The sequence below is a fragment of the Thermoflavimicrobium dichotomicum genome, from assembly GCF_900114055.1.
GTDB classification, from domain to species: Bacteria; Bacillota; Bacilli; order Thermoactinomycetales; family Thermoactinomycetaceae; genus Thermoflavimicrobium; species Thermoflavimicrobium dichotomicum.
This window is the reverse complement of sequence record NZ_FORR01000011.1, coordinates 14,989-40,727: the sequence shown is the minus strand read 5'-3', so window position 1 is coordinate 40,727 and position 25,739 is coordinate 14,989. Positions and strand designations below refer to the sequence as shown.

24 protein-coding genes are annotated in these 25,739 nt (G+C 42.8%); 11 read left to right on the top strand and 13 right to left on the bottom strand.

Features of this window, described 5'->3' with window-relative positions:
* Nucleotides 1-131 precede the first annotated feature (131 nt).
* The 7 genes from BMZ78_RS11570 to BMZ78_RS11540 all read right to left on the bottom strand — a co-directional run bounded on the left by BMZ78_RS11570 (nt 132) and on the right by BMZ78_RS11540 (nt 7,732).
* Nucleotides 132-1,493 (bottom strand): DUF58 domain-containing protein, encoded by a 1,362-nt coding sequence (locus BMZ78_RS11570; protein WP_175482435.1) that lies wholly within the window; start codon nt 1,491-1,493, stop codon nt 132-134.
* Nucleotides 1,447-2,409 (bottom strand): AAA family ATPase, encoded by a 963-nt coding sequence (locus BMZ78_RS11565; RefSeq protein WP_093230483.1) that lies wholly within the window; start codon nt 2,407-2,409, stop codon nt 1,447-1,449. The genes BMZ78_RS11570 and BMZ78_RS11565 overlap by 47 nt, the downstream gene beginning before the upstream one ends.
* Nucleotides 2,364-3,584: a DUF4350 domain-containing protein gene (locus BMZ78_RS11560; protein WP_093230482.1), complete on the bottom strand. Its 1,221-nt coding sequence runs from the start codon at nt 3,582-3,584 to the stop codon at nt 2,364-2,366. Before BMZ78_RS11560 ends, BMZ78_RS11565 begins: the two co-directional genes overlap by 46 nt.
* Entirely contained in the window at nt 3,571-4,173 is a 603-nt protein-coding gene (locus tag BMZ78_RS11555) for a DUF4129 domain-containing protein (protein WP_093230480.1), read from the bottom strand. The genes BMZ78_RS11560 and BMZ78_RS11555 overlap by 14 nt, the downstream gene beginning before the upstream one ends.
* Nucleotides 4,170-5,027: a glycerophosphoryl diester phosphodiesterase membrane domain-containing protein gene (locus BMZ78_RS11550; protein WP_175482434.1), complete on the bottom strand. Its 858-nt coding sequence runs from the start codon at nt 5,025-5,027 to the stop codon at nt 4,170-4,172. Before BMZ78_RS11550 ends, BMZ78_RS11555 begins: the two co-directional genes overlap by 4 nt.
* A gap of 216 nt (nt 5,028-5,243) precedes the next feature.
* A complete protein-coding gene (locus BMZ78_RS11545; protein ID WP_093230592.1) occupies nt 5,244-6,854 on the bottom strand; it encodes a long-chain fatty acid--CoA ligase in 1,611 nt (536 codons plus the stop codon).
* A gap of 326 nt (nt 6,855-7,180) precedes the next feature.
* Nucleotides 7,181-7,732: a GNAT family N-acetyltransferase gene (locus BMZ78_RS11540; protein ID WP_093230477.1), complete on the bottom strand. Its 552-nt coding sequence runs from the start codon at nt 7,730-7,732 to the stop codon at nt 7,181-7,183.
* Nucleotides 7,733-8,015: 283 nt separating this feature from the next.
* On the opposite strand from BMZ78_RS11540, the gene BMZ78_RS11535 reads away from it, so the two are divergent.
* The 3 genes from BMZ78_RS11535 to BMZ78_RS11520 all read left to right on the top strand — a co-directional run bounded on the left by BMZ78_RS11535 (nt 8,016) and on the right by BMZ78_RS11520 (nt 10,099).
* A complete protein-coding gene (locus BMZ78_RS11535; protein WP_093230476.1) occupies nt 8,016-8,651 on the top strand; it encodes an ImmA/IrrE family metallo-endopeptidase in 636 nt (211 codons plus the stop codon).
* Nucleotides 8,652-9,417: 766 nt separating this feature from the next.
* Nucleotides 9,418-9,828, top strand: coding sequence for a VOC family protein (locus BMZ78_RS11525; RefSeq protein ID WP_093230473.1), 411 nt, complete (start codon nt 9,418-9,420; stop codon nt 9,826-9,828).
* An 88-nt stretch (nt 9,829-9,916) separates the two neighbouring features.
* Complete coding sequence (locus BMZ78_RS11520) at nt 9,917-10,099, top strand: hypothetical protein (RefSeq protein WP_093230471.1); 183 nt, start codon at nt 9,917-9,919, stop codon at nt 10,097-10,099.
* Nucleotides 10,100-10,252: 153 nt separating this feature from the next.
* On the opposite strand, the gene BMZ78_RS11515 is transcribed toward BMZ78_RS11520, so the two are convergent.
* The 5 genes from BMZ78_RS11515 to BMZ78_RS11495 form a co-directional block, all read right to left on the bottom strand.
* Nucleotides 10,253-10,729, bottom strand: a complete 477-nt coding sequence (locus tag BMZ78_RS11515) for a hypothetical protein (RefSeq protein ID WP_093230470.1) — start codon at nt 10,727-10,729, stop codon at nt 10,253-10,255.
* Between the two features lie 146 nt (nt 10,730-10,875).
* Nucleotides 10,876-11,493, bottom strand: coding sequence for a hypothetical protein (locus BMZ78_RS11510; protein WP_093230468.1), 618 nt, complete (start codon nt 11,491-11,493; stop codon nt 10,876-10,878).
* Between the two features lie 352 nt (nt 11,494-11,845).
* Nucleotides 11,846-12,415: a hypothetical protein gene (locus BMZ78_RS11505; protein ID WP_093230467.1), complete on the bottom strand. Its 570-nt coding sequence runs from the start codon at nt 12,413-12,415 to the stop codon at nt 11,846-11,848.
* A 73-nt stretch (nt 12,416-12,488) separates the two neighbouring features.
* Nucleotides 12,489-12,767: an SMI1/KNR4 family protein gene (locus BMZ78_RS11500; protein WP_093230465.1), complete on the bottom strand. Its 279-nt coding sequence runs from the start codon at nt 12,765-12,767 to the stop codon at nt 12,489-12,491.
* Nucleotides 12,755-12,946: a hypothetical protein gene (locus BMZ78_RS11495; RefSeq protein WP_093230464.1), complete on the bottom strand. Its 192-nt coding sequence runs from the start codon at nt 12,944-12,946 to the stop codon at nt 12,755-12,757. Before BMZ78_RS11495 ends, BMZ78_RS11500 begins: the two co-directional genes overlap by 13 nt.
* 906 nt (nt 12,947-13,852) lie before the next feature.
* Here BMZ78_RS11495 and BMZ78_RS11490 point away from each other — a divergent pair.
* Nucleotides 13,853-14,311: a hypothetical protein gene (locus BMZ78_RS11490; RefSeq protein WP_341849636.1), complete on the top strand. Its 459-nt coding sequence runs from the start codon at nt 13,853-13,855 to the stop codon at nt 14,309-14,311.
* A 1,206-nt stretch (nt 14,312-15,517) separates the two neighbouring features.
* Nucleotides 15,518-17,032, top strand: a complete 1,515-nt coding sequence (locus tag BMZ78_RS11485) for a class I adenylate-forming enzyme family protein (RefSeq protein ID WP_093230462.1) — start codon at nt 15,518-15,520, stop codon at nt 17,030-17,032.
* A 666-nt stretch (nt 17,033-17,698) separates the two neighbouring features.
* Here BMZ78_RS11485 and BMZ78_RS18815 read toward each other — a convergent pair.
* Nucleotides 17,699-17,845 (bottom strand): hypothetical protein, encoded by a 147-nt coding sequence (locus BMZ78_RS18815; RefSeq protein WP_175482433.1) that lies wholly within the window; start codon nt 17,843-17,845, stop codon nt 17,699-17,701.
* Nucleotides 17,846-17,931: 86 nt separating this feature from the next.
* Here BMZ78_RS18815 and BMZ78_RS11480 point away from each other — a divergent pair, with 86 nt between their 5' ends.
* The 6 genes from BMZ78_RS11480 to BMZ78_RS11455 all read left to right on the top strand — a co-directional run bounded on the left by BMZ78_RS11480 (nt 17,932) and on the right by BMZ78_RS11455 (nt 25,617).
* The gene (locus tag BMZ78_RS11480) at nt 17,932-19,446 is read left to right on the top strand and encodes a class I adenylate-forming enzyme family protein (protein ID WP_093230461.1); all 1,515 of its coding nucleotides are present in this window, start codon (nt 17,932-17,934) and stop codon (nt 19,444-19,446) included.
* A 564-nt stretch (nt 19,447-20,010) separates the two neighbouring features.
* The gene (locus BMZ78_RS11475) at nt 20,011-20,712 is read left to right on the top strand and encodes a FadR/GntR family transcriptional regulator (RefSeq protein WP_175482432.1); all 702 of its coding nucleotides are present in this window, start codon (nt 20,011-20,013) and stop codon (nt 20,710-20,712) included.
* A gap of 111 nt (nt 20,713-20,823) precedes the next feature.
* Nucleotides 20,824-22,443 (top strand): lactate permease LctP family transporter, encoded by a 1,620-nt coding sequence (locus tag BMZ78_RS11470; RefSeq protein WP_093230458.1) that lies wholly within the window; start codon nt 20,824-20,826, stop codon nt 22,441-22,443.
* A 226-nt stretch (nt 22,444-22,669) separates the two neighbouring features.
* Nucleotides 22,670-23,404 (top strand): (Fe-S)-binding protein, encoded by a 735-nt coding sequence (locus BMZ78_RS11465; RefSeq protein ID WP_093230457.1) that lies wholly within the window; start codon nt 22,670-22,672, stop codon nt 23,402-23,404.
* Nucleotides 23,397-24,905, top strand: coding sequence for a LutB/LldF family L-lactate oxidation iron-sulfur protein (locus BMZ78_RS11460; RefSeq protein WP_093230455.1), 1,509 nt, complete (start codon nt 23,397-23,399; stop codon nt 24,903-24,905). Before BMZ78_RS11465 ends, BMZ78_RS11460 begins: the two co-directional genes overlap by 8 nt.
* Entirely contained in the window at nt 24,886-25,617 is a 732-nt protein-coding gene (locus BMZ78_RS11455; RefSeq protein WP_093230454.1) for a LutC/YkgG family protein, read from the top strand. The genes BMZ78_RS11460 and BMZ78_RS11455 overlap by 20 nt, the downstream gene beginning before the upstream one ends.
* Nucleotides 25,618-25,739: the final 122 nt, after the last annotated feature.

Genomic DNA, 25,739 nt, shown 5'->3' with positions numbered 1-25,739 from the left:
TCCTTTTCCAGTTGAACGACTTCTTGCTCGCATTTAAGCAACGGGAGTGAAACGGAAAAGGAAAACCGGCATCTAACGGAAACTTTGTCAACAAGCCGAAAGGGGATAGATATTCTCCCCTTTCTTTTTTATTATGCTTCTACTCGACTGCGAATCTGCAGATAGGAATCAATCACACCGCTCGCCAATTGGTCAGGAGCTACATCCAGTGTAACCACCTTTTTATGGTTCAGGCGACGAAAAATTTCTTTTCGTTCCTGTAACAGCTGTTCGATCACCATTTTCTGATACACATCTTCTTCTTTGACCAATGGTTGATCCAAACGCTCGATGAAACGGGGATCCTGCATGGAAACGGTCATAACTTGATACTTTTTACGTGCCCGGTAAACAAAGGTTTGAAAGTTTTCGGTGAAGGCCATATTCGCTGCATCTGTGAAGATCGTTACCAATGCTTTGTTTTTATGTTGAGAAGAAAGAATGTCCCAAGCTTGCAAGTAATCCGTTTCCGCATAACCCGGCTCCAAATCATATGAAGCTTCGATGATGCGCTGCAGGTGTTCCATTCCTTTTCCTAACGGAACAAAACGCAAGATCTCGTTGGAAAAAGCAAGGAAACTTACCTGCTCGCCTCTTTGCAAAGCAATGGCGGCATAACCCAAAACCGCTTCGACTGCATAGTCCAGCCGTGTTTTCCCTTCATTCCGCACTCCCATCAAACGGCCACAGTCTAACAAAATCGCTACCTGTTGGCCTGCTTCCGGGTGATACACATTGGATACCAGTTTCCCTCGCCGGGCGGTCGCCATCCAGTTAATGTTTCGGGGATCATCATCCGGAATGTACTCGCGAATATGTGAAAACTCTCTCCCAGCTCCAAAAACACGAAAAGTAGGCCCGCCTTCCAAAAACGATTGCCGGCGATATAGCCCCCGACGTACCCGTCTGACCGCTTCCAGCTGCGGATATACCTTTACTTCCATTTCCTGATCAAATGATTGCTGCACTCTTAGAAGCCTTAGCTTGCTTTCAAAGCGAATATGAATCCGTCCAAACCGATGCCGCCCACGTCGATGTGGTTGAGCTTGATAAACAATTTCTTTCGTCTGTTCATGGTTCCATTTGAAATCAAACGTACGTTGATTGACTCGAAAACCATGCGGATAATCATCCTGCAACCACATCCTCACCGAAATCGGTGAAAATGCGGTCAGCTTGATCGTAACCGTATTGTCTGTGGCTATTTCAAATAAGGAATCCATGTGACGGGTTGCAGTTATGGCCGGAAACTGCCGAAGCAAAAAAAGATCCATGACAATCAATGCGAAGGTCAGCCCGTTAAATACGCTGAAACTGACCCAGCCATAGCCCCAGAATGAACCAAGCGCCGTTACCACTACCCCTAACAGCAACAGAACCAGTAAACGGTCAGATGGAAGGATGGCTTTACCTCGGAACGGGAATCGCCTGGATAATTTCTTCCAAAATGTCATCTGCCTTCCATCCCTCCAATTCGCCATCCGGATGCATTAGCAGGCGATGGCGCAAGGTTGGCTTAAGGATTCTTCGTACATCATCAGGGGTTACAAAGTTCCGCCCATTCATCGCCGCTTCTGCTTTACTCATCGACAAGACATCCAGTCCGGCCCGTGGACTTGCACCCAGGTAAACTTTCGGATGATTCCGGGTTGCCTGAATGATGGCTAATACATACCGTACAATGGATGGTTCCACCGTCACTTCTTTCAGTTCCTGGCGAAGTGCGATGATTTCTTCGATCGACACCACTGGCTCCAGCTGCATTTCCCGTCGCACATTGATCTGGTGAGTGGACAGTAAGAGAGTTTCCTGTTCAGTTGTTGGATAATCCATCAACAATTTAATGGTAAAACGATCGATCTGTGCCTCTGGCAAAACATATGTTCCTTCATGCTCGACCGGATTTTGAGTGGCTACCACAAAAAACAGGGATGGCAACAGATAGGTTTCCCCATCGATGGTCACCTGTTTTTCTTCCATCGCTTCCAGCAAGGCTGCCTGCGTTTTTGGGGGTGTCCGATTGATTTCATCCGCCAGCAAAATATGTGTAAAGATCGGGCCTTTTCGAAAAGAAAAATGCCCTGTCTGCAAATCATAAACCTTGGTACCGGTAATATCCGAGGGCATGAGATCGGGGGTAAACTGGATTCGCGCCTGATGGCACTGTATCACTTGCGCCAAAGCCCGGACCATGAGTGTCTTGCCCAAACCGGGAACCCCTTCGATCAATGCATGTCCTCCGACCAGCAAACTTCCCCATAATAGACGGATATTTTCCATCTGGCCGATGACGGCTTTCTCCATGGTCGACAATACCTGATGGGTTATGCTCTGGATGTGCCCTGATTTTGAGGCAAATAGGTTTTCCATTTAACCAGCTCCTTTCTCAATTGATCCATCTCGATGCTCCACTTGACAAACACGTCTGGTGAGATGCGTTTCTGCGTCTGAGCCTGCCTGATCCGTTCAGCCAGATGTTCATAACGCTGCCGGAAAGAGGAACCCATATATTGTTCAACCCGCTGATAAAGAATGTCATCCGTTGTTTGCACGGGCAAATGGAGCGTTTCGATGACCTCTCTACGCAAAGTTGCCTGTTGGGCCAGCAATGCCTCTTTCCAAACCTTTGCACGAGTATACCACTTGGCCATCGCTTCCACATATTCCAAAGCATTGCGCTCTTCTTGCACCATTTCATACCGGGGAGCAGCAAATCGCTTTCCTCTGGCATACAGCCATCCCAATAAAACCAGCAGGATTTGAAGCAAAATCAGGAAGCCATCCTCTTTTAGCATGGAGAAAAAGTTCGGGCTTGGCTGTCCCGCTGAAGGAGCAGGTTCCTCCGGAGATGAAACATCAAACAAAGGATGGACGGTTTGATCCAACCAAACTTTTCCATTTTGGGTCCACGCCAGGGGTAAAGCGACATGATCCGCTTTATCGATATTGTTGTTAGTAATCAGCAAAGACTCAGGGATAAAGTAAATGGAGCCCTTTCCGACCGTACGTTTCGCTATCAAAATATGGCCATCACGGTCTTCCAGCACGGGTTCCGTGTTCTTGTATGGCGCAATACAGGCTCCTGGCCATTGCAGACGGGTCATCTGTTTTAACCATGGATTGCCTTCTTTAGCCACTACTTCACGAACGAGGCCCTCTGACAGACAATCTTCCAGTTCAAACTGAAAGGTCTGGAGCCACTCAGAGTCTTTGGGCTCCCACAAGACAATCCGGTTTCCTTTTTCCACCCACCTCAGCAAAGACTGTAACTGCTCTCCTTTTGGGGCATCGACTTGTGGATCGATGATAAAGAGGGTCTCCTGGTTGGATGAGTCAGGCAATTCCGTATAGGGTGATCGCCATAAGTCTACCTGAATTTCTCTTTTCTGGTATAAAAGATAGAGTGCTTTTAAACCATCCGGCTTTGGATTTTCAGTCGAATAAGGCTGGTTATTCCGGGGATGAAGCGATAAAAAGGAGAAAGCAATGACCAATGCAATGAGTGCAACAACGGCTAGAATCCAAAAAATGTTACTTCGTCTCATCTGCTTCCCCCTTCTTCACCAGTTCATCCACCTGTTGCTGATAACGTACATATCCTTCAGGAGGCAAGGTCTTTTCACCGTACCATGTTTCATCAAACTGTGCGACAACACTTGAAAATGCGGGTGCCTGGATTGGCCAATTCGCTTCAACCTCTTTACGGTAATCCCCATTGGTTTTGGCTGGATCCAGGTGAATCTTTCGCCTTTCAGCCAAAAAAGACAATAAATAATGAAAAAGAGCCCGGGTTGCCAATCGGTAGTTTCCTTGTCCCGCATAGGCTTTTGCTTCATTCAACCAGTGCATTGCAGATGGATGATCCGTTTTCGTGGCATCTTTTTCTTTGAAGCGGAAACGATTCCACCACATATAGATGCCAAATAACAGACAAGCCAGCAGAAATACACCCAAAAAAATATAAATCCCCCAAATCCATTCCGGCGGCAGATCAAATGAGGAAGGGGATAAATCCCACGAATTTTCTGGGTCCAGCACATTCCCGTCGATACTCTTTCTGCGAAACTCGGGTCGAGACAGAATTTCTTGCAGTTGTCTTTTGGCTTCCTGTAAATCGGTTGAAATCGTCCTCACTCCTCTCCACGTTCGGACTTCAATCGAAACTGTAAATCCAGCGCTTCTTTTCGTACCCGCTCATCCCAGTAAATGAGGCTGAACATGAGAGGGACAAGCGGCAAAAAGAGAGGGAGTATGGCTAACGTCAACACGAATGCGATCCATTGAAACCACAGTCCTGATTCAATCGTCAGCCTGAGCAACATCCCCCAGCCGATCTGAATCGGTACAGTAACAATAAATAACAAGATCAACCTTCCCAATATCAACCAGTATCGACCACGAGTCAGCTCCCAGCTTCGCTGAAATGCCTGCCCAATACTCTTTTGCTCGACTGAAATCACTGGAATGATCAAGGCAAAACGAATGAAAATAAAAGAAAGCGGCAATGAAAAGAGGAAAACCGAAACAACGATCATTTGGGCGATCTTTTCATACATATTTCCCGCATCGATATTGGTATAAATGATACTTCCAAACAGCAGGAAAAATAAAAGCAAGAACAGAGACAACAATCCATTGGCCACAAAAATTTTCCCGCTATTACGAAAAGACATGCGAATGATTTGCTTCCACCCCATGGATGTATGGGGATTTTGCACATGTTTGAGCCATAACTGATGACACGCATTTTGTATCAACGGATAAATGATCAACAGATCAACACCCAAATGAATGGCACTGAGAAGCAACTCTTGCTCTGATCCAAAGACACGTTTCATCTGCCGTATGTATAACCATTGCATCCATCCCGTCAAGATCATATTGACCAAAAAACAAAAAAACCACAATCCTTTAAAATATTTGCGATAGACGCGAAAAACGCCGTCCAGTTCGAACGAAAAGGATGGCTGTATATACTGTGGATCCATTGCCTCACCTCTCATTTATATACATAAGAATATTATAACGAAAAACAAGAGTAGAAAATCGACAATTGCTAGAAATTCACCCATCTTTTATGATCGAAAAATGATTCTTCCCATTAGATACCGACTCATTTTTCATTGGCAAGAAAAAGCGAAAATCCCTCTGATTCTCCGGGAAATCAGAGGGATCGGAAATGTAAGGGCTTTCATTTTTGGGTATCAAGATTCGCCCAGTGCTTCTTTGACATATTCACGTAATTTCCTCTTCAAGAATTTGCCAACAGAGGTTTTGGGAATTTCCTGTAAAAACAGGACATGATCAGGCAGCCACCATTTCGGAAAATCTTTGGCTAAAAATTCAATCAACTCATCCTTCGTTGCCTGGTGTCCTTCTTTTAACACGACACACGCCACAGGCCGTTCCTGCCACTTGGGATGGGGAACGGAAACAACAGCCGCTTCAAACACGGCAGGGTGCGCCATCAATGCATTTTCCAAATCCACGGAAGAAATCCACTCGCCCCCGCTTTTAATCAGGTCTTTGGTCCGATCGACAATACTGACAAACCCTTCTTCATCAACTGTCACTACATCCCCGGTATACAGCCAACCGTCCCTGAATGCGTCCTTTGTTCGTTCATCCTGATAGTATTCACTGGCAATCCATGGACCTCTTAACAGCAATTCTCCCATCTCTTCGCCATTGGGCTCCACTTCTTTTCCATCCGATCCAACCACTTTCATCTCCAGACATGGAACGAGATAGCCCTGTTTCGCCCGAAATGACATTTTTTCTTCCATGGGCAAGTCCTGTTGATACGACTTCAAGCGAGATAGAAAGACCAATGGACTGGTTTCCGTCATTCCATAAGCATGAACAAATGGAACTCCATATTTTTCTTCAAAGGTTTGAATCAGACTTTTCGGTGCAGCGGATCCACCACATAACAGTGTTCGCAAACTGCTTATATCTCTTGGATTTTTCTCCAGTACCTGCAAGACGGCCAGCCAAATGGTTGGTACACCTGCAGATATGGTTACCTTTTCCTGCTCAATCAGGTCCAATAAAATTTGAGGTGTAAACTTCGGGCCTGGAAACACCTGTTTACTGCCAAACCATGTAGCGGCAAAAGGCAATCCCCACGCATTAACATGAAACATCGGAACGACCGGCATAGCCGTATCACTTTCTGATACAGCGGCAGTATCTGCCAATCCCAGCGCCATGGCATGCAGCACCACACTTCGATGGGTATAGACAACCCCTTTTGGGTTTCCTGTCGTAGCGGAGGTATAGCACATGCCTGCCGGTGCGTTTTCATCGAGGTCTTTGACAAATGGCTCTTCCTCAGCCTGCTGGATCAATTCCTCATACAAGACCAGGTTGGGCAATTTGGACTCAGGTAATGTGGTTTCATCTGTCATCAGGATAAATGCTCTGACTTTTGGAATTTCCTCTACAATGGACTCCAACACGGGCAGGAGATCAGGGTCGAGGAGCAATACACGATCCTCTGCATGGTTGATAATATACGCAATTTGCTGTGGCGAAAGCCGAATGTTAATCGTATGCAAAACCGCTCCCATCCCGGGAATGGCAAAATAAGCTTCCAAATGGCGAAAATGATTCCAGGCCAGAGTACCGACGCGATCGCCTCTTTGCACTCCCAGCTTCTTCAAGGCACTCGATAACTTTCTCGTCCGGCTTGCCATTTCCCGATAAGTTAACCTTTTTACCCCTCGGTCTGTACGTGAGACAATTTCTTTTTTTCCGAAAAGACGTTCTGCATGTTCCAGCATCATGGGAATCGTAAGAGGTACATTCATCATCATCTGTCTGATCCCATCCTTTGGCAAATTCATTTTGTCCATAATTAATTCGACACAAATAAATAATATCATTCTTCATAAACGAAGAAATTATATTGTTAATAATTCGAAAACAGGAAAGAAAAGATGTTGACAAACAAAGGGGCTCCTTTTCCAGTTGAGCGACTTTTGCTAGAAGCGCCTCTCCGCTGGGAGGGCTCGTAAGTCACTCGCTTGGAAAAACTCCGCTTATTTTATACGTTGTTGCGTATGAATTTAATTGAGCGGAAGTGAAACGGAAAAGAAACTCCAGTATTATAGAAACTCTCTATATGACAATGGAGCGGTTACACAAACCTGGCCATGAGGATCAGATCACAGTACCGATCCGAATCGATCTTGAATGCTCTTATTTTTCTGCCTTCTTCAATAAATCCATTTCTTTGATATAATCGAATCGCTGGCTGATTATTTGCCGCCACTTCCAGACCTAATTTTTCAATGATGGGATTTGCTTGGGCCCATTCAATCAAGGATACCAAAAGCGCTTCACCTACCCTTTGGTTTCTCCACTCTTTCTTGACACTCATACCAAAAGTCCCTGTATGCTGAATCTTTTTTCTACGTCCTTGATGAAAGTTCAAGAAACCAATCACTTCACCAGCATATTCCGCTATAATCATGAGCTCATTCGTTTCATGAAAAACGGTTTCAATAAAGCGCTTTTGTTCAGACAAATTATTCGAAAACTCTTCAGGAGCTGTCAGTATATAGGGTTCTCGCTCAATAATCACTTGAGTATAATCCAGCACTTTCTCAGCATCATCGGGTAAAACCGTTCGAACAACAAACCTTTTTCCATCTTTGGTTACAAAACTTTTTGGTTCAATCTGAGACATTTCTCTTCCTCCTTCATCGGGTTACTTGATGAATCCCATTGATCAATTGTGACGAATCTTTTAAAATTTATTTCATCGCTTTTTTTCTTTCTTTTAATTCATTAGCATAAAGGTATACACACTGAAAAAATTTTCCTCACCTTGAGAATCTTTCATTTCCATAAATGAAACCTCTTTCAGTCAAGAAAGTCACTTCAGATGAATGACAACTCAATGATCAGCAATCTTACAAAAACCATCTTCCAAACCAAAAAATTGAATATGAATAAAGGAATGAAACTGGATGAAAATATGGCCGCCCCTATTAAGCGGATTGCGTAGCAATGCCCGGAGTCAAAATAGACGCACAAACTCGACTCCTCATAATCCTTATTTTAGTGAAATTGAACAAATCTTGAAACAGCACAAAAAATACATAGAAAAATCTCCCGGTATCTATTTTTATACCTATGAAACACATCCGGATTTTTATCAACCCTTGACCATGCGCGATATTCAAATCTTTTTCACCTCGATTCCTCCCGAATTCCTTCGCGATTTGCAAGCCATTTTTCTATGTCGGGGTTCAAAAAAACAAATGCTTTATCATGAAACGATTTTTGGTTGCTATGACGCCCATGCGAAATCGATTTTCGTGTTTCCATTTCCGAAAGATCAATGTCTTTATTTCTCTTCCAAACCGAAACCATCCAAATGTTTGGAATACGAAAGGCACGGAGCCAAATGGTTCTCAACTGAAACAGGCGGCTTTTTTTACTTCACCAAAGAAGCCCTTCGCTCTTATTATTTACGGGATGTGTTTGCACACGAACTGGGTCACCATGTCGATCATCTCTTGGGATGGAATCATAAAAATACCGACCAGATTGAACGTTTTGCTGAGTGGTTCGCTCTCACTTATGGCATGGGAGGTTATTAATCGCTTGGTCAGGTGGATGGATGTCTGACGATTCCCCTGATTAAAAATCAACAGCCAAAAGAGGCGTAAGCCCAAAAATGCTTACGCCTCTTTTCAACAACAAAACCCATCAACTGTTCAAAAATGAAAAGGTGATGGGTTTTGGTTTGGTTTTTATTCTACAGTAGATGCAATACCTTCCACTCGCTTGATCCGCAATATCCGAGAATGGCGAAGTTTTCATTCTATAGTAGATGCAATACCCTAAATTCAGCATACACCAAAAATCCCTTATTAATTCTAGTATACACCCACTTCCCCATTCCTTTCAACACTCTTTTTTTGCAGTGAACCTCCGGTCGTGTTTTCGCCATTTTGTCAAAATCACTTAAAATCCCTTGATACATCTGGCTTTTCAGCACCTGTACCCAAAAAGAGGTTCGCTGCATTCCGTGTATTCCAATCTGGTTTCATAGCAAATCGTCTCCTGAAAAAATACGGGAACAAATTATCGATTAAAACATTCCTATATGGGTTAGCATAATCAGTGTTATCGGCCATTACTCATAATAAGCTGACATAAGCAGTTGCTTAGCCATTCATTTCCAAGGCGGTTGTTCTGGCAAAGGGTTACCCTGGTTTTCGTCAGCACCAGGTATATCTGTTGATAAACTCCTAATACTTTTATGTATACAGTAACAGTTGACAGTTTGTGTCTGCTCACAGATAATAAAAATAGAACATGCGTTCTGTGTCCTTATATTTTAATAAAAGGAGCTGATTGTAGGTGGAAAGTTCAAACCAGAAAATTACTACTTTTTTGATGTTCGATGGCAAAGCTGAAGAAGCAATGAATTTTTACACTTCTTTATTCAAGCAGTCAGAAATCATAAGTATTACCCGTTATGGAGCAAATGGACCTGGTCAAGAGGGAAAAGTGCTGCATGCTACATTTTCGCTGAACGGACAAGTGTTCATGTGTATAGACAGTAGTGTTCAGCATGATTTTACATTTACGCCCGCCATCTCACTGTATGTAACATGTGATACAGAAGAAGAAATTGATGAACTTTTCGGGAAGTTATCTCAGGATGGAGAAGTTCTCATGCCTTTAGGTGCCTATCCATTTAGTGAAAAGTACGGTTGGGTTACCGACAGATACGGTGTTTCGTGGCAATTAAACCTTGCAAAAAACTAATACAGTAATGAAGCAGTAGGTAGAGAATATTCACTTGACTGTCCAACAACAAAACCCATCACCTTTTTCAATAAGGAAGGTGGCAATTTTGAATAAAACAATTCGTCAGGTTAGCTTTTCTGTCTGGTTCGAAGAAGACGATTTCAGTTATGATAACCATGTAGATTATTCATCTGCTCTCGAACAACCAGCGTTTTCAAGAGAAAAACTCCATCAATTGCTTGATGAGTTTTTAAATGATATCGAGGAAGAGATTGAAAAAAACCGTTAAAACGTGATCCCTTACAGGTATATTCACCAGACACGCCCTGACACTTTACAGGCAAATGCGCAAGGCTAAGCCTGCACAAAAAAACAGCAAAAAGCCGCGGGATTTCGCGGCTTATCTTTGGTGGAGCATAGCAGGTTCGAACCACTGACCTCCTTATTTCCACAATTTCGGATTTGTTTGATACCAATATGGATCGTACGGTAAGGATTTAAATTTTTGCATATCTTCCCACCGATATACCCACTCAAAATCGCTTACCCAAAAATAATCATGAGGATTTATTTTTAAATATTCATAGATAAATCGAAATAATATTTCATCCACGCCATAAACATCTTCAATGTATCCCACACAATATAATTTTCGATTTGAGTCCAATCCAACATATTCGTAATCATAGAAAAACATTTCCGGTCTGTCTTTTGCCATCACATTAAAAATAATCTGATGATCATTTGGATCATCCATAATATTCAATATTGTCCTTCTAAAACGACCATCTTCGAAAAATTTAATATTAGTGAAATGGAGCTTAACATCGGCATGAAAAGCTGCCACAATAGCATCGGCTAATAATTTTTCAGGGGTATATTTTTCATGCTCCTTTAATATACACGCTTCAGTTCCCATTCTTGAGTAGTACCTCCTTTAATTTTTCCAAAGAGTTACAATCGTTACAGCTTTTATTGACTTAATTCAGGTTGAATAGACTTGAGAGCAATACGTATATACAAAAAAGGCTCACTCCCCTCAAATTGCAAGTTGGAATAAGCCTTCTAATCAGGTCTGACACGACTAAATTTGTAAGTATCTAAGTACTCCTTGCCTACAAACTCGTCAAACTCATGCGAAGTTAGTTCTTGCTCAGGAGTGATTAACATGTTTAAACTAATAGGCAACTCCTTATCCTGGTATTCCACCTGTAGGACAACGTGAGCGCCTTTCATCTTCCATAAAGCCATCCTTATGCCAGAATATTGATCTCTTGGAAATCTAGAATCCCAGAAGTCGCCAAGAAAGAATGGTTCACCCCACACAGTTCTTAAATATTGCACAGCCTCCTCCAACTTTTGCAATTTCCCATTCACTATTTCCTCTATTTGTTCATAAGCCTGATCTTCTTGTAGCAGTTCATATGTATCATAAAAAGTCTCTATATCAATATAAATACTGTCAATCCGCTCATTACAACCATGCAAGAATATGAGGCTATAACTACCAGGATTATCACTAAAACTTATAGAATGCAGTTTTTCTTGCTTAATTCGATATCCTAGCAAATCAGCTAAAGTAGAAAATTGTTCAACCATTTCATGCTTTTCCCAAGTAAAAGAGACGGACAGTAAGAACAATGAGATTATCTGAAAGTCACAGCGCTGTTGATGACTAAGCATCAAATCTCACCTCTTTCATCTTCTGGCTCACATATCAAACAGCTCTTTATCACGGGAGTTTCTTTTCCCATCCCAATAATGGAAATGATATTGAACTTTTTGTAGTTTGGGTATGCCGTTCTTACCAGTCTTCATTAATCAAATTAGTTTTGTCATAAGCTTTGCCAAAAGAATTCAACTTCTGGTTTCTCTTTGGTTCGGTCAATGAAGACATACCCTGCTCCATCTGCAAAGTTACCTAACCGACAGGAGTATGTTCCATTAGGTAGTACCATGAGCTCAAATGAATGTTTATATTCTTGAGGACGTTCTATTCTAATCAATTGTTGATAGTCGAAATCGCCATAATAGACTAGATTGCAGCCATCCTCATGTCTAACATTTGCATTAAAAATTGATAGGGCTCTTGAAATCCAAGACCTGATTGAAACCAGTAAGGATAACCACCTACTTTTGTCCCTATCTCAATCAAATCTATTTCCTCATATGATAAACCTTCATAGTCTCCTTTAATTAAGCGACTCTCATCTGATTTCTTTAACAACTCCTCTTTCTCAATCCAATGAATAATCCGTAGCTCTGGTTCTATTGGAATCTCCTGAGAAGGCTTCGTCCTTCCCTTTGTCATTTCTTCTGCATCCAAGATCAATGCTGCATTGCCTTTACCAGGCTCTCCAAAGTCACAAAATCCTGGATCATTTAAGCACTGAAAAATAAAGAGAACTCGATCTTCTTTTCCTAAATTGAATCGTACAGGATGATGTTGAAGCTGAGCGATTATCGTCATTGGCTTTCCACAGTTATTACAAAGAGGCCATTTCTCGTGTGGCAATCCCCAAGGAAGACCACCGAATTGCTCTTGAAACTGCTTTGGCTCTGGTAACAAGAGTCCTAACTCGCAGACAGATTGGTAATATTTCATTTACTTTCTCCTTCTCTCTCTTTTAGACATTTTATCTGGCTTGTAAATCAAAAATATCCGTTCACTCTCTATTTCAATCTAAGAAACCATAGCTGTTGAACAAGACAAAATTCTTCTTCTTTTCCAGGCCATAGTCTCCGTTTTCCAACTTAGTTACAATATTTGCAAACCATTCACGGAAACTACTAGCTATACATTCTCTACTTCCTTCATCATGCCACATCGTAATGATTTGCCCTGGTGTTCCACCTTCATCTGGATCTAAATCGATACAGTGATTGTTCCCCCCTCCATCAGAAGTGATAGGGATCCATTTAGTTCTCCACCAGCGATCTCCTTTTACAGGACCGATCGGATCGCACCGGCACCGATCAGCCCTGGACTTAACTCAGTTTTTTGGGTTAAATAAATTGCCAGAAAAGGAACACTCATCGTTTTGGCGATGGTAACAAAAATCGTTCCGGTCAGAATGGTATATACAATCGGATGTAATCCCAAAAAATCTTTAAATATATAAGATTTTTTTACCATATAAACACAACCTTTAATTGTAGGAATATTAATATTATTAAATAGTCATACTCCAATTGTAATGAAAAAACGGGCTATGTTGTAGAAAGGATGTATTTTTTTGTCATGCTAAATACTTTTCACAATTTCTCTTTAGGGACGGAGCTTTGAATCAGTGTCACCATCGGCACATCTATTGAAGCCGTTAAAAAAGACAAAACTAACACATATGATATAAACACATCGGATATTTCGATAAGCAAGAATAACAGTCCCCAAAGTCCTCATCCCATAAAAACGTATGTTCCTTTTTATTATCTGTGAGCAGACATAAACTGTCAACTGTTACTGCGTACTTAGAAGAATTAGGAGTTCATCAAATGTACCGTGTATATTCTCTGATATTCATTTTTCCTATGACTAGGGAACCAATCACATTTCCGAACGCGAAAGCACTAATGAGAATCCCATAACCTTTGGAACCTATACCTAAAACTGGTCCGAAAGAATTGGAAATCCCAAACGTTGAAGTCCTACAAAGAAACAAAGCCCCACACCAAAAAACAAAATCAATAAAAATAATGGACGCATTGGAATTCTTGAATACTATTTGTTAATTTCTCAATGGCTGACTTGGGATGAACACGTAAATTCTTCGGATACGGTTCAAATTCTTCTATTTTTTTATAGACTACCCGCAAAGCTACCCCTTATAGAAACTGGCGGAAACAAAAACGTGGCTGCTCAGCGGTGGCTTTAAATAGTCTCAATAGATTGTCCCCCCTAGGTACAAAAACAATGGTGAAATACGTTGCCTTATTTCTATTTTTATTTGCCGTACTCCTAAACACATTTAGGTAGCAATATCTTTAGTCCAACATACAATATTGGAGACGATGTGCCTAAAATCTTTGGGGAGGTGTTTTGTTGAGACAAAATAAAAAAATGTGGCGCCCTGTTACGGATGAGTTATACCGTAGCTTGTACGGTGAACAAATGGTTTGTTCTATGAGCACGCAGTTGTTTCATATTCCCGAAACAAAAGATTTAAAAGGAAATGCAGAAATGCATACGCATCTTGTTCCCGCGTCCTACCATCGTGTAACAGCGACTGGGTCGGGGCAAAGACTACTAAACGGAGAGTATGAGCCATCCATATTAAAAACCCTGGTCGCCTGTATACAAAACGCCGAACAGAGAGACCGTAACGTGCGTAACGGTTTACATGTCATGAGAGATGCCGCTCCTGCTTCTTACAAACCGTTTATTGAAAATATCATACGCTGGCAGGATTACACTGAATTACATTTGCAATATGCGAAACAACTCGCGATGCGAATTACAGGATCTTCGATGTGGAAGAGACAATCCCAATACGGTACTTAGTGGGATTTGATCATGACTGCCTATTTTAAATTACTAGAAGATGAGCCATGATCTCGTTCGTATTATTTATGTTCCTGCTGTTTATATCTTTGCGAGCTAGAAAATCCCTTAGCTTCAGCTATGGGGATGAGAGCGAGCGTCGGACGAGGGAGGGTGTTAATCCTCTCACGAAGTCCGACATTTTTTGTTTTGCCGATGGACTGTCGGTCTAAGCTTGGTCCATTTCTCTTCGGTAGAAGGGATTACCCAAGAATCCCCTGCCTTTAGCTCTATGCATTACCCATAAATATAGAGTCGCTTGGCGACTTTTATGGTAAACCTATCAATCGAGAGTTCTTCCAATGAATCTTGTACTCTGGCTTTATCTGAAAACGAGTGGAAGGCTCTTTATACTGCTATCCATCGAACTTCTTCCCTAATAAAACACTTGTGGGTAATGCATAAGCCTTTAGGTATGGGGAGTGGTCAAGTGCAGAACAATACCGTTCTCGTGTAACAATAGGACAGTTTGGATAACCACAAGGGGCAGCTAATTTCTGCACAGATCTCACATCCTTATTCTATTTTTATTCTATTTTTTAACTACAAACAAAAAAGGCTTAGGAAAATAACCTCCAAAGCCTTTTTAACTCAACCTCTTTACTTTTTCAAAAGAACACTTTCCAAATCGGAAGATCTGTAATCTTATTTCTGTAGTTTATTTGCTTTTGCTCATCTTTACTGTCTATCATTTCTTGATAGAGAACAACATGGAAATGAAGAAAAGCCTTACTACAACAAACCCATCACCTGTATAAAATTAACAAAGATGATGGGCTTTTCGTTTTGTTTTTCATTCTATAGTAGATGCAATACCCTAAATTCACAATACACCAAATCCCTTGACATTTTCAGTATACACCCACTTCCCATTCCTTTCAACACTCTTTTTTTGCAGTGAACCTCCGGTCGTGTTTTCTCCATTTTGTCAAAATTACTTGAAATCCCTTGATACAGCTGGGCTCACGGCATCTTTACCCAAAAAGAGGTTCGCTGCATCCCAAGTATTCCAATCTATTTTGAAATGTTCAATCACCCTAATGGAACGTGATACCCGTTCTAGCCAAAGGCACGTACTAACATTAACAGTCTACCTGTTACCCCTAGATATATATTGTTGAATAATATAAAATTATTTTGTAAAAACTAAAAAGGAGGACAATTTCAATGAAATTAGGACAATTATTAGTCGATCGTGCACGGACTACACCTGCTTTGGAAGCGATCGTCGATCCAGAGCACCGTTGTACTTTTCAGGAATTTAACCATCGTGTCAATCAGTTGGCAAACGGACTTGTTGACCTGGGCATTCTGGCGGGAGATCGGGTAGCGATTTTGAGCAAGAATAGACTCGACCTGATGGCTACCTATTATGCAGTGTGGAAAATCGGAGCGATTCTCGTACCTTTAAACACGCGACTACATATTGAAGAGCTTTGTTACATGCTGGAAAATTGCCAGGCGAAGGCAGTCATTTACGACGAAGCTTTCGTAGAATACCGAACCAGAATGAAAGAGATCTCATCTCTTGATTTCATGATTTGCATGGGAAATGAAAAGGACTCCGAAGATATCCATTTTGACACCCTTCTTCGTCAGGGAAGCCAGGAAGAACCTTCAAGCGATGTACAGGAGACAGATCCAGCAGTCATCATTTATACCTCAGGTACTACCGGTAGACCAAAAGGAGTTATACATAGCCATGTCAGTTTATTTGAAAGCGCTTTAGGAACATTACTTAGCGGAGAATACCGTGAAGGTGACCGGTTTTTGTGTGCACTTCCCATGTTCCACATTAGTGGTGCAGTCACTCCATTGATAGGGGCACTTCATGGAATCACCCTTGTCCTCTTGCCGGAATTTCATCCAGCCTATACCTGGGAGATTATTGCGAAAGAAAGAATCACACGGATGTTTGCGGTTCCAGTCATGCTGAACATCATGTTCCAGGTGCCGGGCTGGATCGATCTGGATATCAGTTCACTTCGTTCCATCAGCTGCGGCGGAACATTTGTACCCGAAGAAATGATTCGCCGTTTTCATGAATACGGAATCCATGTGCTTCAGATATATGGCTGTACAGAGCATGGAGTAGCCACTGTATACCGTTCCGACCGAATGGGCATTGAAAAATGCCATACAGCGGGGAAAGAGATCTTCTTTACACAAGTCAAGATTGTGAGCCCGATCACAGGTGATGTCCTGCCGCCTGGCAAAGTAGGAGAGATTGCATTGAAACGTTCGCACAGTTTCCTCGGATATTGGAATAATCCCGAAGAAACAGCCAAAGTTTTAAAAGACGGATGGTTCTACACGGGAGATTTGGGAAAAATCGATGAAGAGGGTTTTTTGATGATCGTTGACCGGCTCAAGGACATGTTTGTATGTGGTGGTGAAAACGTTTATCCAGCAGAAGTGGAGGCCATATTGCAAGCCATTGAAGGGGTAAAAGAAGTCGCTGTCATAGGTGTGCCGGATGACGAGTTAGGCGAGATCCCTCTCGTTTTTATCGTGAAAGAGCCTGATTCTGACCTGACCCAGGAAGATATCCTTAAACATTGCTATGGCCGTTTGGCAACCTTCAAGTGTGGAAAAAATGTTGTGTTTATCGATCAGATGCCGAGAAACGCCATAGGAAAAATCGATAAAAATGTACTGAGAGAAAAATATGTAACTTCCTGATCCGCCTCACTGAGCAGAATAGGTTCGTTTGGTGATCATGATTATGAATCAGAGGTTGTGCCCCCAAAACAAAAAAATGATCTATATTGTAGAAAAGATGTATTTTTTTGTTTTGGGGATATAAGAGATCTTAACCTTAATTCCCACAAAAAAGAGGCGGCTAATCGCCTCTCTCAGCTACGAAAATTTATTTTGAATACCCAAATCGTCGTCAAATAAATTGTATAAATCGAAAAAATCTAATGATCCTATCTAGAAAAAATTTCTGATGTGGCAGGTCAATCTTGGAAGCGTTCCCCCCTAATGACTTTCGGATTCCCTATCTATAATTTTAGCAATTCCACAATACGCTTACGTGTAAAAGGATCAATCGAAAGTTGTGGCGAAACCCCTGGTTGAACAAAAAAAAGCGGCTTTCACTTCTCTATGCGCGTGGAAGCTGTAGGCGGAGTAGCTCATTTTACCCCAAAACAAAACCCATCACCTTTTTCAATCTGACAGGTGATGGGTTTTTCATTTTGTTTTCATTCTATAGTAGATGCAATACCCTAAATTCACAATACACCAAATCTCTTGACATTTCCAGTATACACCCACTCCCCCATCCTTTTCAACACTTCTTTTTTGCAGTGAACCTCCGGTCGTGTTTTCACCATTTTGTCAAAATCACTTGAAATCCCTTAATACAGCTGGGTTCACGGCATCTTTACCCAAAAAGAGGTTCGCTGCATCCCAGGTATTCCAATCTGTTTTGGAGTATTCAATCACTCCAATGGAACGAAACACCCGTTCTACCCAAAGGCATGTACCCACATTAGCAGTCTACCTGTTACCCCTAGATATATATTGTTAAATAATATAAAATTATTTTATAAAGACAAAAAAGGAGGACAATTTCAATGAAGTTAGGTCAATTATTAGTCGATCGTGCACGGACTACACCTGCTTTAGAAGCGATCGTCGATCCGCAACACCGTTGTACTTTTCAAGAATTTAACCATCGTGTCAATCAGCTGGCAAACGGACTTGTTGACCTGGGTATTCAGGCGGGAGATCGGGTAGCGATTTTAAGCAAGAATCGACTCGACCTGATTACCACCTATTATGCAGTGTGGAAAATCGGAGCGATTCTCGTACCTTTAAACACGCGATTACATATTGAAGAGCTTTGTTACATGCTGGAAAATTGCCAAGCAAAGGCGGTCATTTATGACGAGGATTTCGTAGAATACCGAACCAGACTGAAAGTGATTTCATCTCTTGATTTCGTGATTTATATGGGAAATGAAAAAGACTCCGAAGATATCCATTTTGACACCCTTCTTCGTCAGGGAAGTACAGAAGAACCTTCATGTGATGCACAGGAGACAGATCCAGCAATCATCATTTATACCTCAGGTACTACTGGTAGACCAAAAGGAGTTATACATAGCCATGTCAGTTTATATGAAAATGCTTTAGGAACATTACTTAGCGGAGAATACCGTGAAGGTGACCGATTTTTGTGTGTACTTCCCATGTTCCACATTAGTAGTGCAGTAATTACTTTGATGGGAGCACTCCATGGATTCACACTTGTCCTCTTGCCGGAATTTCATCCAGCCTATACTTGGGAAATTATTGAAAAAGAAAGAATCACACAGATGTCTGCGGTTCCAGTTATGTTGAACATCATGTTCCAGGTACCGGGCTGGATTGAGCTAGATATCAGTTCACTTCGTTCCATCAGCTGCGGCGGAACATTTGTACCCGAAGAGATGATTCGCCGTTTTCATGAATACGGAATACATGTTCTTCAAGTGTATGGTTGTACCGAGCATGGAGTTGCTACTGTATACCGTTCAGACCGAATGGGAATTGAAAAATGCCACACAGCGGGAAAAGAGATCTTCTTTACACAGGCCAAGATTGTCAGTCCGATCACCGGTGATGTCCTGCCGCCTGGCAAAGTAGGTGAGATTGCCCTGAAAGGTTCGCGCAGTTTCCTCGGATATTGGAATAATCCCGAAGAGACGGAAAAAGTTTTAAAAGACGGATGGTTCTACACAGGAGATTTGGGAAAAATCGATGAAGAGGGTTTTTTGATGATCGTTGACCGGCTTAAAGACATGTTTGTATGTGGTGGTGAAAACGTTTATCCAGCAGAGGTGGAAGCCATATTGCAAGCCATTGAAGGGGTAAAAGAAGTCGCTGTCATAGGTGTACCAGATGACGAGTTAGGTGAGGTCCCTCTCGTTTTTATCGTGAAAGAGCCTGATTCTGACCTGACTCAAGAAGATATCCTGAAACATTGTTATGGCCGTTTGGCCACCTTCAAGTGTGGAAAAAATGTTGTGTTTATCGATCAGATGCCAAGAAACGCCATGGGAAAAATCGATAAAAATGTACTGAGAGAAAAATATCGATCTTCCTGATCCGCCTCACCGAGCAGATGAAAATGATGATGGATCAAAGGTTCACTCTCAATTGCTTGGTTTACTATGGGATGAAAAAACAACAAACCCATCACTTGTTCAAAATGAAGGTGATGGGTTTTCCTTTTGTTTTTTATTCTAAAGTAGAACCTATACGTTATTAGTTCTTGTTATAAAGCATCTAAAAATTGTCAATGTTTTCATTCTAAAGTAGATCCAATACCCTAAATTCACCACATACCAAATCCCTTGCTATTCCTAGTATACACCCACTTCCCCATTCCTTTCAACACTCTTTTTTTGCAGTGAACCTCCGGTCGTGTTTTCACCATTTTGTCAAAATAACCTGAAATCCCTTGATACATCTAGGTTCTCAAACCCTGTACCCAAAAAGAGGTTCGCTGCATCCTGAGTATTCCAATCTATTTTTATAACATTGGAATTTCCTCATTTAAATAAGTAAATATTATAAACAATAAATTGAATCTATAAATATTGACAAGAGATTGAAAAGGCCTTAGAATGAACTCATCAGATAACCTTATGACTGTTGGAGAGAAAAAGATGAAAGCGAATCCAAAGTTCAAAGTCAAAAAAACATACGAAGAAGTAGCCGATTTTCTCAAAGAACAAATCATCTCCGGCGTATACCAGCCGGGTGATCGCCTGCCTTCCCTGCGTGAATTGGGGGAAATGCTGGGGGTGGGACAGTCGACTGTCCGTGAAGCGATCAGCTCATTGAAAACAGTGGGCCTGGTCACCATTCGCCAAGGTGAAGGGACCTTTGTTACCCAGTATGAGCCGGAAAAGCTTCTCTCTGCTTTTGAAAGCATTCAGCCTGTAACCAGGCAGGACATTATTGCTTTACTGGAAGTCCGCAAAGTGATTGAGTGCGGGATTGTGCGTTTGGCAGCAGAAAGACATACAGAAGAAGATCTCCGCCAGATCGAGGAAGCGCTCCGAGAAATGGAAGATGCACTCAATCAAGGGGAACTGGGAGACAAAGCGGATTGGAAATTTCATTATGCGATCGCTTCTGCCTCTCATAATTCGATTTTTCAATCCATCATGCAGTCCATTTCCGAAACGATGGAAGAAACATTGAAAGCGAGCCGGGAGCGTCTATACAGTTCAAAGGAGAATCCCCTCCGACTCTATCATGAACATCGGGATATTTATGAAGCGATTCGCAGCAAAAATCCCAAGCGGGCTGAAGAAGCCATGCTTTATCATCTGATTGGTGTGGAAAGGGAAATGCTCAAATAATTTTTTTCGGCCAAATCATCAGATGACCTGATATTCAGTTGATCTGTTTGATCATCCCTTTGTTTATCACAAAAATTGAACATAAATAACCCATAATGAGAGGTGGAACCGATGCATACATGGACACAAATCTATGAGCCATTAGGCAACCTGGGCTTATCGGCACTCGTTGCACTCATTCCCATTCTTTTCTACTTTCTCGCTCTCTCTGTTTTTCGGTGGAAAGGCCACACTGCAGGCATGATTACCGTTTTTCTCTCCCTGATGGTTGCCATCTTTATTTACAAAATGCCAGGCAAGATGGCGGTCGCCGCGACTCTGTATGGATTCGCTTATGGAATCTGGCCGATTGCCTGGATTATTGTAAGCGCTGTCTTTTTGTACAAAATCACGGTAAAAACGGGGCAATTTGATATTATCCGTGCATCCGTTGTATCCATTACCGAAGATCAGCGTTTGCAAATGCTGTTAATTGCATTCTCGTTTGGTGCCTTTCTGGAAGGTGCTGCCGGCTATGGTGCACCTGTCGCGATTACAGCTTCCCTTTTGGTAGGGCTGGGCTTTCAGCCACTCTATGCCGCCGGGTTATGCCTGATCGCAAATACCGCACCGGTTGCCTTTGGGGCCTTGGGTATTCCTATTACGGTAGCGGGTCAGGTAACAGGACTCGATGCGTTTGAAATCGGCCAGATCGCCGGGTGCCAACTTCCGTTCTTATCTCTATTCGTTCCGTTTTGGTTAGTCTTTATTATGGATGGAAAACGCGGGATACGCGAGACATGGCCGGCTATTCTCGTCGCTGGTGGCTCATTTTCTCTCACGCAGTTTATCACAGCCAATTTCATCGGTCCTGAATTGCCTGACATTACCTCATCGATCGTGAGCTTAATCTCACTTGCTTTATTCCTAAAAGTTTGGAAACCAAAACATATCTTCCGCTTTCAGGAACGTTCCATCAAAGAAAAATCTTCCTATACCCTTCGTCAAATCGTGAAAGCTTGGACACCATTCCTGATTCTCACGGTCATGGTCACGATCTGGACCCTTAAACCTGTCAAAAAATGGCTGGATCATACCACGATTCTCCTGAAAGTTCCGGGTCTGGACAAATTGATTTTGAAAACAGAACCCATTGTCAACAAAGTCACACCCTATGCAGCCGAATTCAAGCTGGACCTGATTGGCGCAACAGGAACCGCGATTTTTCTGGCTGCCATGATTAGTGCAATCTTTTTAAGATTCCATATACGCTCTTTTTTCAAAACTTTCGCGGAAACAGTGTCTGAGTTACGGTGGCCGATCTTTACCATTGGAACGGTGCTGGCCTTCGCTTTTATCGCAAACTATTCGGGGCAATCTTCGACTTTGGGATTGGCACTGGCCGGTACAGGAGCCCTGTTCCCCTTCTTTTCACCTTTCGTTGGTTGGCTGGGTGTGTTTCTGACCGGCTCTGACACTTCGAGTAACGCTCTCTTCTCCAATTTGCAGCAGGTAACAGCCAAACAAATTGGAGTGAATGAATCATTACTCGTTGCCGTCAATTCCACCGGTGGGGTTACAGGAAAAATGATTTCTCCCCAATCCATTTCGGTTTCCTGTGCAGCGGTTGGGCTTACCGGCCACGAATCTGATCTGTTCCGCTTTACATTGAAGCATAGTCTATTCTTTGTCATCATCATTGGAATCATTTCTTATTTGCAAGCATATCTCGTACCTTGGATGTTACCTTAATCGACGTTGAACCCAGGGAGAATAGCCTTCTCCCTGAAACTGTTAACAAAGTTTCCTACAAAGTTCCGTTATATGCCGGTTTTCCTTTTCCGTTTCACTCCCGTTGCTTAAAAACAAGCAAAAGTCGTTCAACTGGAAAAGGAAAACCGTGTTTATCAACATGCTGAGGGAGAATCATGTTCTCCCTGTTCCTGTTTAAAAAACCCGATGACAGGAGGAATGTAACATGAAAGTCTCCATCTTCATTACCTGTTTATGTGATGCGATTTACCCGCGTGTAGGAGAAGCCATGGTTCGTTTACTGCACCGTTACGGCATTCGCCTGCATTTTCCGGAAGTTCAAACCTGTTGTGGACAACCCGCCTTTAACAGCGGCTACTGGGACGCCGCCAGAGAATCAGCCCAAACCATCATTCAAGCCTTTGAAGACAGCGACTTTGTCATTGCTCCATCTGGATCCTGTGTAGGCATGATTCACCATCATTATCCGACCCTGTTTCAAAACGATCCTGCCATGATGAAAAAAGTGAACAACCTGATCGAAAAAACCTATGAATTTAGCCAATTTCTCGTCCATGTACTGGGGATCAGGGATTTGGGTGCCACTTTTCCATATAAAGTCACCTACCATCCTTCCTGTCATGGAAGCCGTTTACTTGGAGTGAAAGACGAACCTTATATCCTGTTATCCCATGTCAAAGAGTGCCAATTGGTCCCCCTGCCCTTTGCCGAAGATTGTTGCGGTTTTGGGGGTACATTTTCTGTCAAGCTTTCTGATCTGTCCGGTGCCATGGTCGATGAGAAAGCCGAACACGTTTTGGAGACAGAAGCTGAGGTGCTGGTAGGACTGGACATGGCTTGTCTGATGAATATTGCTGGCCGAATGAAACACAAAGGAAAAGAGCTTCGTGTCATGCATTTGGCCGAATTATTATATGAAGGAGTGACCATGCATGGGTAACCTGGAACCAAACTCCCCTTTAAAGGAACGAATCAGCCTGGCTCTAAACAATGAATTCCTGAGGAATGCGGTGAAGTTCACTACCGAAAGACTGAGAAAAGGGAAACAGACTGCAACAGACGAGCTTGGTAACTGGGAAGAATGGCGTAGTTATGGACAGGCGATCCGAATGCACACCATCGCCCATCTCGACTACTATCTCTCCCAGTTTGTCAACAACGTACGCGCTGCTGGTGGATTTGTTCATTTTGCTTCCACAGCCAGAGAAGCTGTCGAAATCGCGATGAAAATCATGGAAGCAAAACAGGCAAAATCGGTCGTGAAGTCAAAATCGATGGTTTCTGAAGAAGTGCATATCAACCAGGCTTTGGAAGAAAAAGGGATCGAAGTAGTGGAAACCGACCTGGGTGAATATATCATTCAACTGGCAGGTGAAACTCCATCCCATATTATCATTCCGGCCATTCATAAAAACAAAAAACAAATCGCCGAACTCCTGTCTCAAGTAGCTGGCGAACCATTACCTGCAGATACAGCGATACTGGCTGGCTTTGTCCGTTCCAAACTGCGCGAGAAATTTCTGTCCGCCGATATTGGCATCACTGGCTGCAATTTTGCCATTGCCGAGTCTGGCTCCATTGTCTTGTTTTCCAATGAAGGAAATGCAAGGATGGTGAGCACCCTTCCCAAAACCCAAATCACAATGATGGGAATGGAACGGATTATTCCTACATGGGAAGATCTCGAAGTGATGGCCACTCTTCTCCCCCGTGCGGCGACAGGGCAAAAACTGACGGTATACATGTCTGCAATCACCGGGCCCAAACGGTCAGAGGATGGAGATGGACCGGAAGAGCTGCACATTATCATTATCGACAATGGACGATCCAACCAATTGGGAGACCCGGAATTCCAGGAAGTGCTTAACTGCATTCGCTGCGGCGCATGCCTGAACGCCTGTCCTGTCTATCGTCATGTCGGTGGTCATGCATATGGATGGGTTTATAGTGGTCCGATCGGAGCAGTGCTTACTCCCGTTTTGCAGGCCGAAAAGGAAAAATGGGGCGAAGTGGCCAATGCCTCCAGTTTGTGTGGCGCCTGTTATGAAGCATGTCCGGTTAAAATCCCCTTGCATGATATGCTAGTCTACCTTCGACGGCGCAATGTTGAACAGGGAACCACGAAAAAGAGAGAGCAATGGGGGATGAAAGTGTTCCAAAAAGTCGCCAGCAGCCATAAACGGTACCGGTTGGCGATCAAAGCAGGGCGAATCGGGCAGAAATTCGTGGCTCGCAAGGGAGAAATCAAGGCCAAAATCGGTCCGCTCAAAAAATGGACAGCCCATCGAACAGCTCCTGCACTTGCTCCCCGCTCCTTTCGAGAGATGTGGCAAGATCTCCAACAACAACAAACCCAGATTGAATTGGATCCAACGATCCAAAAACGAATGGAAGAAATGTTGAAAAAACGGGGGGATCAACATGAATCCGAACAGAAGTGAAGAAATCTTGAAGGAACTGGAGCGAAAAGCAAAAGAAAAAGAAGAAACGTTTTTTCAGCATATTGCCAACCGTCTGGGCCGGCCTCGTTTACACACGCCACCCATTCAGCCTGTGCGTGGCGTCCCATCATTTTGGAGGCAATATCATCTGGATTTCGAAGAGCGAATCTCTCTATTTATGGCGAATTGGGAAAACCTTGGCGGTGTAGCCAAGCGTTTTGGCTGCAAAGAAGACCTGGTTACGTTTATAAGGAATGAAGCGGAAACGATGCAAGCCAAAAAACTCATTCGCTGGCAACATCCTGTACTGGAGCAGTTGGAAATCGAAAAAACACTTCCCAAAGCAGACGTTACCATCTGGAAAGAATCGAATCGAGAACAATTGCTTCAAAAAGCGGCTGAAGCCGATATCGGGATTGTGGTAGCCGATTATGCGATTGCCCATACCGGTACCGTTGTCGTTCTGTCTGGCGCTACAAAAGGACGCTCAGTGAGTCTGCTTCCAACCGCTCTCATGGCGATCATTCGCACGGAAGACGTAAAGACAAAAATGGGAGAAGTGCTAGCCGTAATCCAAAAGCGAAACGGCCCATCCATGCCGGCTGGCATTCATTTTATAACAGGACCCAGCCGATCTTCTGATATTGAAAATGATTTGACGATTGGCGTGCATGGTCCTGGCATTGTGTATGCCTTGCTGCTGGATGAATGATGATCTGCCCAAACAAAAAGGATGGCCCATATTGCCATCCTTCAGCTTGTTGACAAAGTATCTTATATGCCGGTTTTCCTTTTCCGTTTCACTCCCGCTCTATAATTACGAGCAAAAGTTGT

Bases quoted from the DNA above. Each gene is read 5' to 3' on its own strand.
- BMZ78_RS11510 (WP_093230468.1), bottom strand. From the start codon at position 11,493: ATGCTTAGTCATCAACAGCGCTGTGACTTTCAGATAATCTCATTGTTC.
- BMZ78_RS11485 (WP_093230462.1), top strand. From the start codon at position 15,518: ATGAAATTAGGACAATTATTAGTCGATCGTGCACGGACTACACCTGCT.
- BMZ78_RS11465 (WP_093230457.1), top strand. From the start codon at position 22,670: ATGAAAGTCTCCATCTTCATTACCTGTTTATGTGATGCGATTTACCCG.
- BMZ78_RS11570 (WP_175482435.1), bottom strand. From the start codon at position 1,493: ATGACATTTTGGAAGAAATTATCCAGGCGATTCCCGTTCCGAGGTAAA.
- BMZ78_RS11480 (WP_093230461.1), top strand. From the start codon at position 17,932: ATGAAGTTAGGTCAATTATTAGTCGATCGTGCACGGACTACACCTGCT.
- BMZ78_RS11470 (WP_093230458.1), top strand. From the start codon at position 20,824: ATGCATACATGGACACAAATCTATGAGCCATTAGGCAACCTGGGCTTA.
- BMZ78_RS11545 (WP_093230592.1), bottom strand. From the start codon at position 6,854: ATGATGAATGTACCTCTTACGATTCCCATGATGCTGGAACATGCAGAA.
- BMZ78_RS11515 (WP_093230470.1), bottom strand. From the start codon at position 10,729: ATGGGAACTGAAGCGTGTATATTAAAGGAGCATGAAAAATATACCCCT.
- BMZ78_RS11460 (WP_093230455.1), top strand. From the start codon at position 23,397: ATGGGTAACCTGGAACCAAACTCCCCTTTAAAGGAACGAATCAGCCTG.
- BMZ78_RS11505 (WP_093230467.1), bottom strand. From the start codon at position 12,415: ATGAAATATTACCAATCTGTCTGCGAGTTAGGACTCTTGTTACCAGAG.
- BMZ78_RS11540 (WP_093230477.1), bottom strand. From the start codon at position 7,732: ATGTCTCAGATTGAACCAAAAAGTTTTGTAACCAAAGATGGAAAAAGG.
- BMZ78_RS11550 (WP_175482434.1), bottom strand. From the start codon at position 5,027: ATGGATCCACAGTATATACAGCCATCCTTTTCGTTCGAACTGGACGGC.
- BMZ78_RS11560 (WP_093230482.1), bottom strand. From the start codon at position 3,584: ATGAGACGAAGTAACATTTTTTGGATTCTAGCCGTTGTTGCACTCATT.
- BMZ78_RS11495 (WP_093230464.1), bottom strand. From the start codon at position 12,946: ATGGTAAAAAAATCTTATATATTTAAAGATTTTTTGGGATTACATCCG.
- BMZ78_RS11455 (WP_093230454.1), top strand. From the start codon at position 24,886: ATGAATCCGAACAGAAGTGAAGAAATCTTGAAGGAACTGGAGCGAAAA.
- BMZ78_RS11475 (WP_175482432.1), top strand. From the start codon at position 20,011: ATGAAAGCGAATCCAAAGTTCAAAGTCAAAAAAACATACGAAGAAGTA.
- BMZ78_RS11535 (WP_093230476.1), top strand. From the start codon at position 8,016: ATGAAAATATGGCCGCCCCTATTAAGCGGATTGCGTAGCAATGCCCGG.
- BMZ78_RS11565 (WP_093230483.1), bottom strand. From the start codon at position 2,409: ATGGAAAACCTATTTGCCTCAAAATCAGGGCACATCCAGAGCATAACC.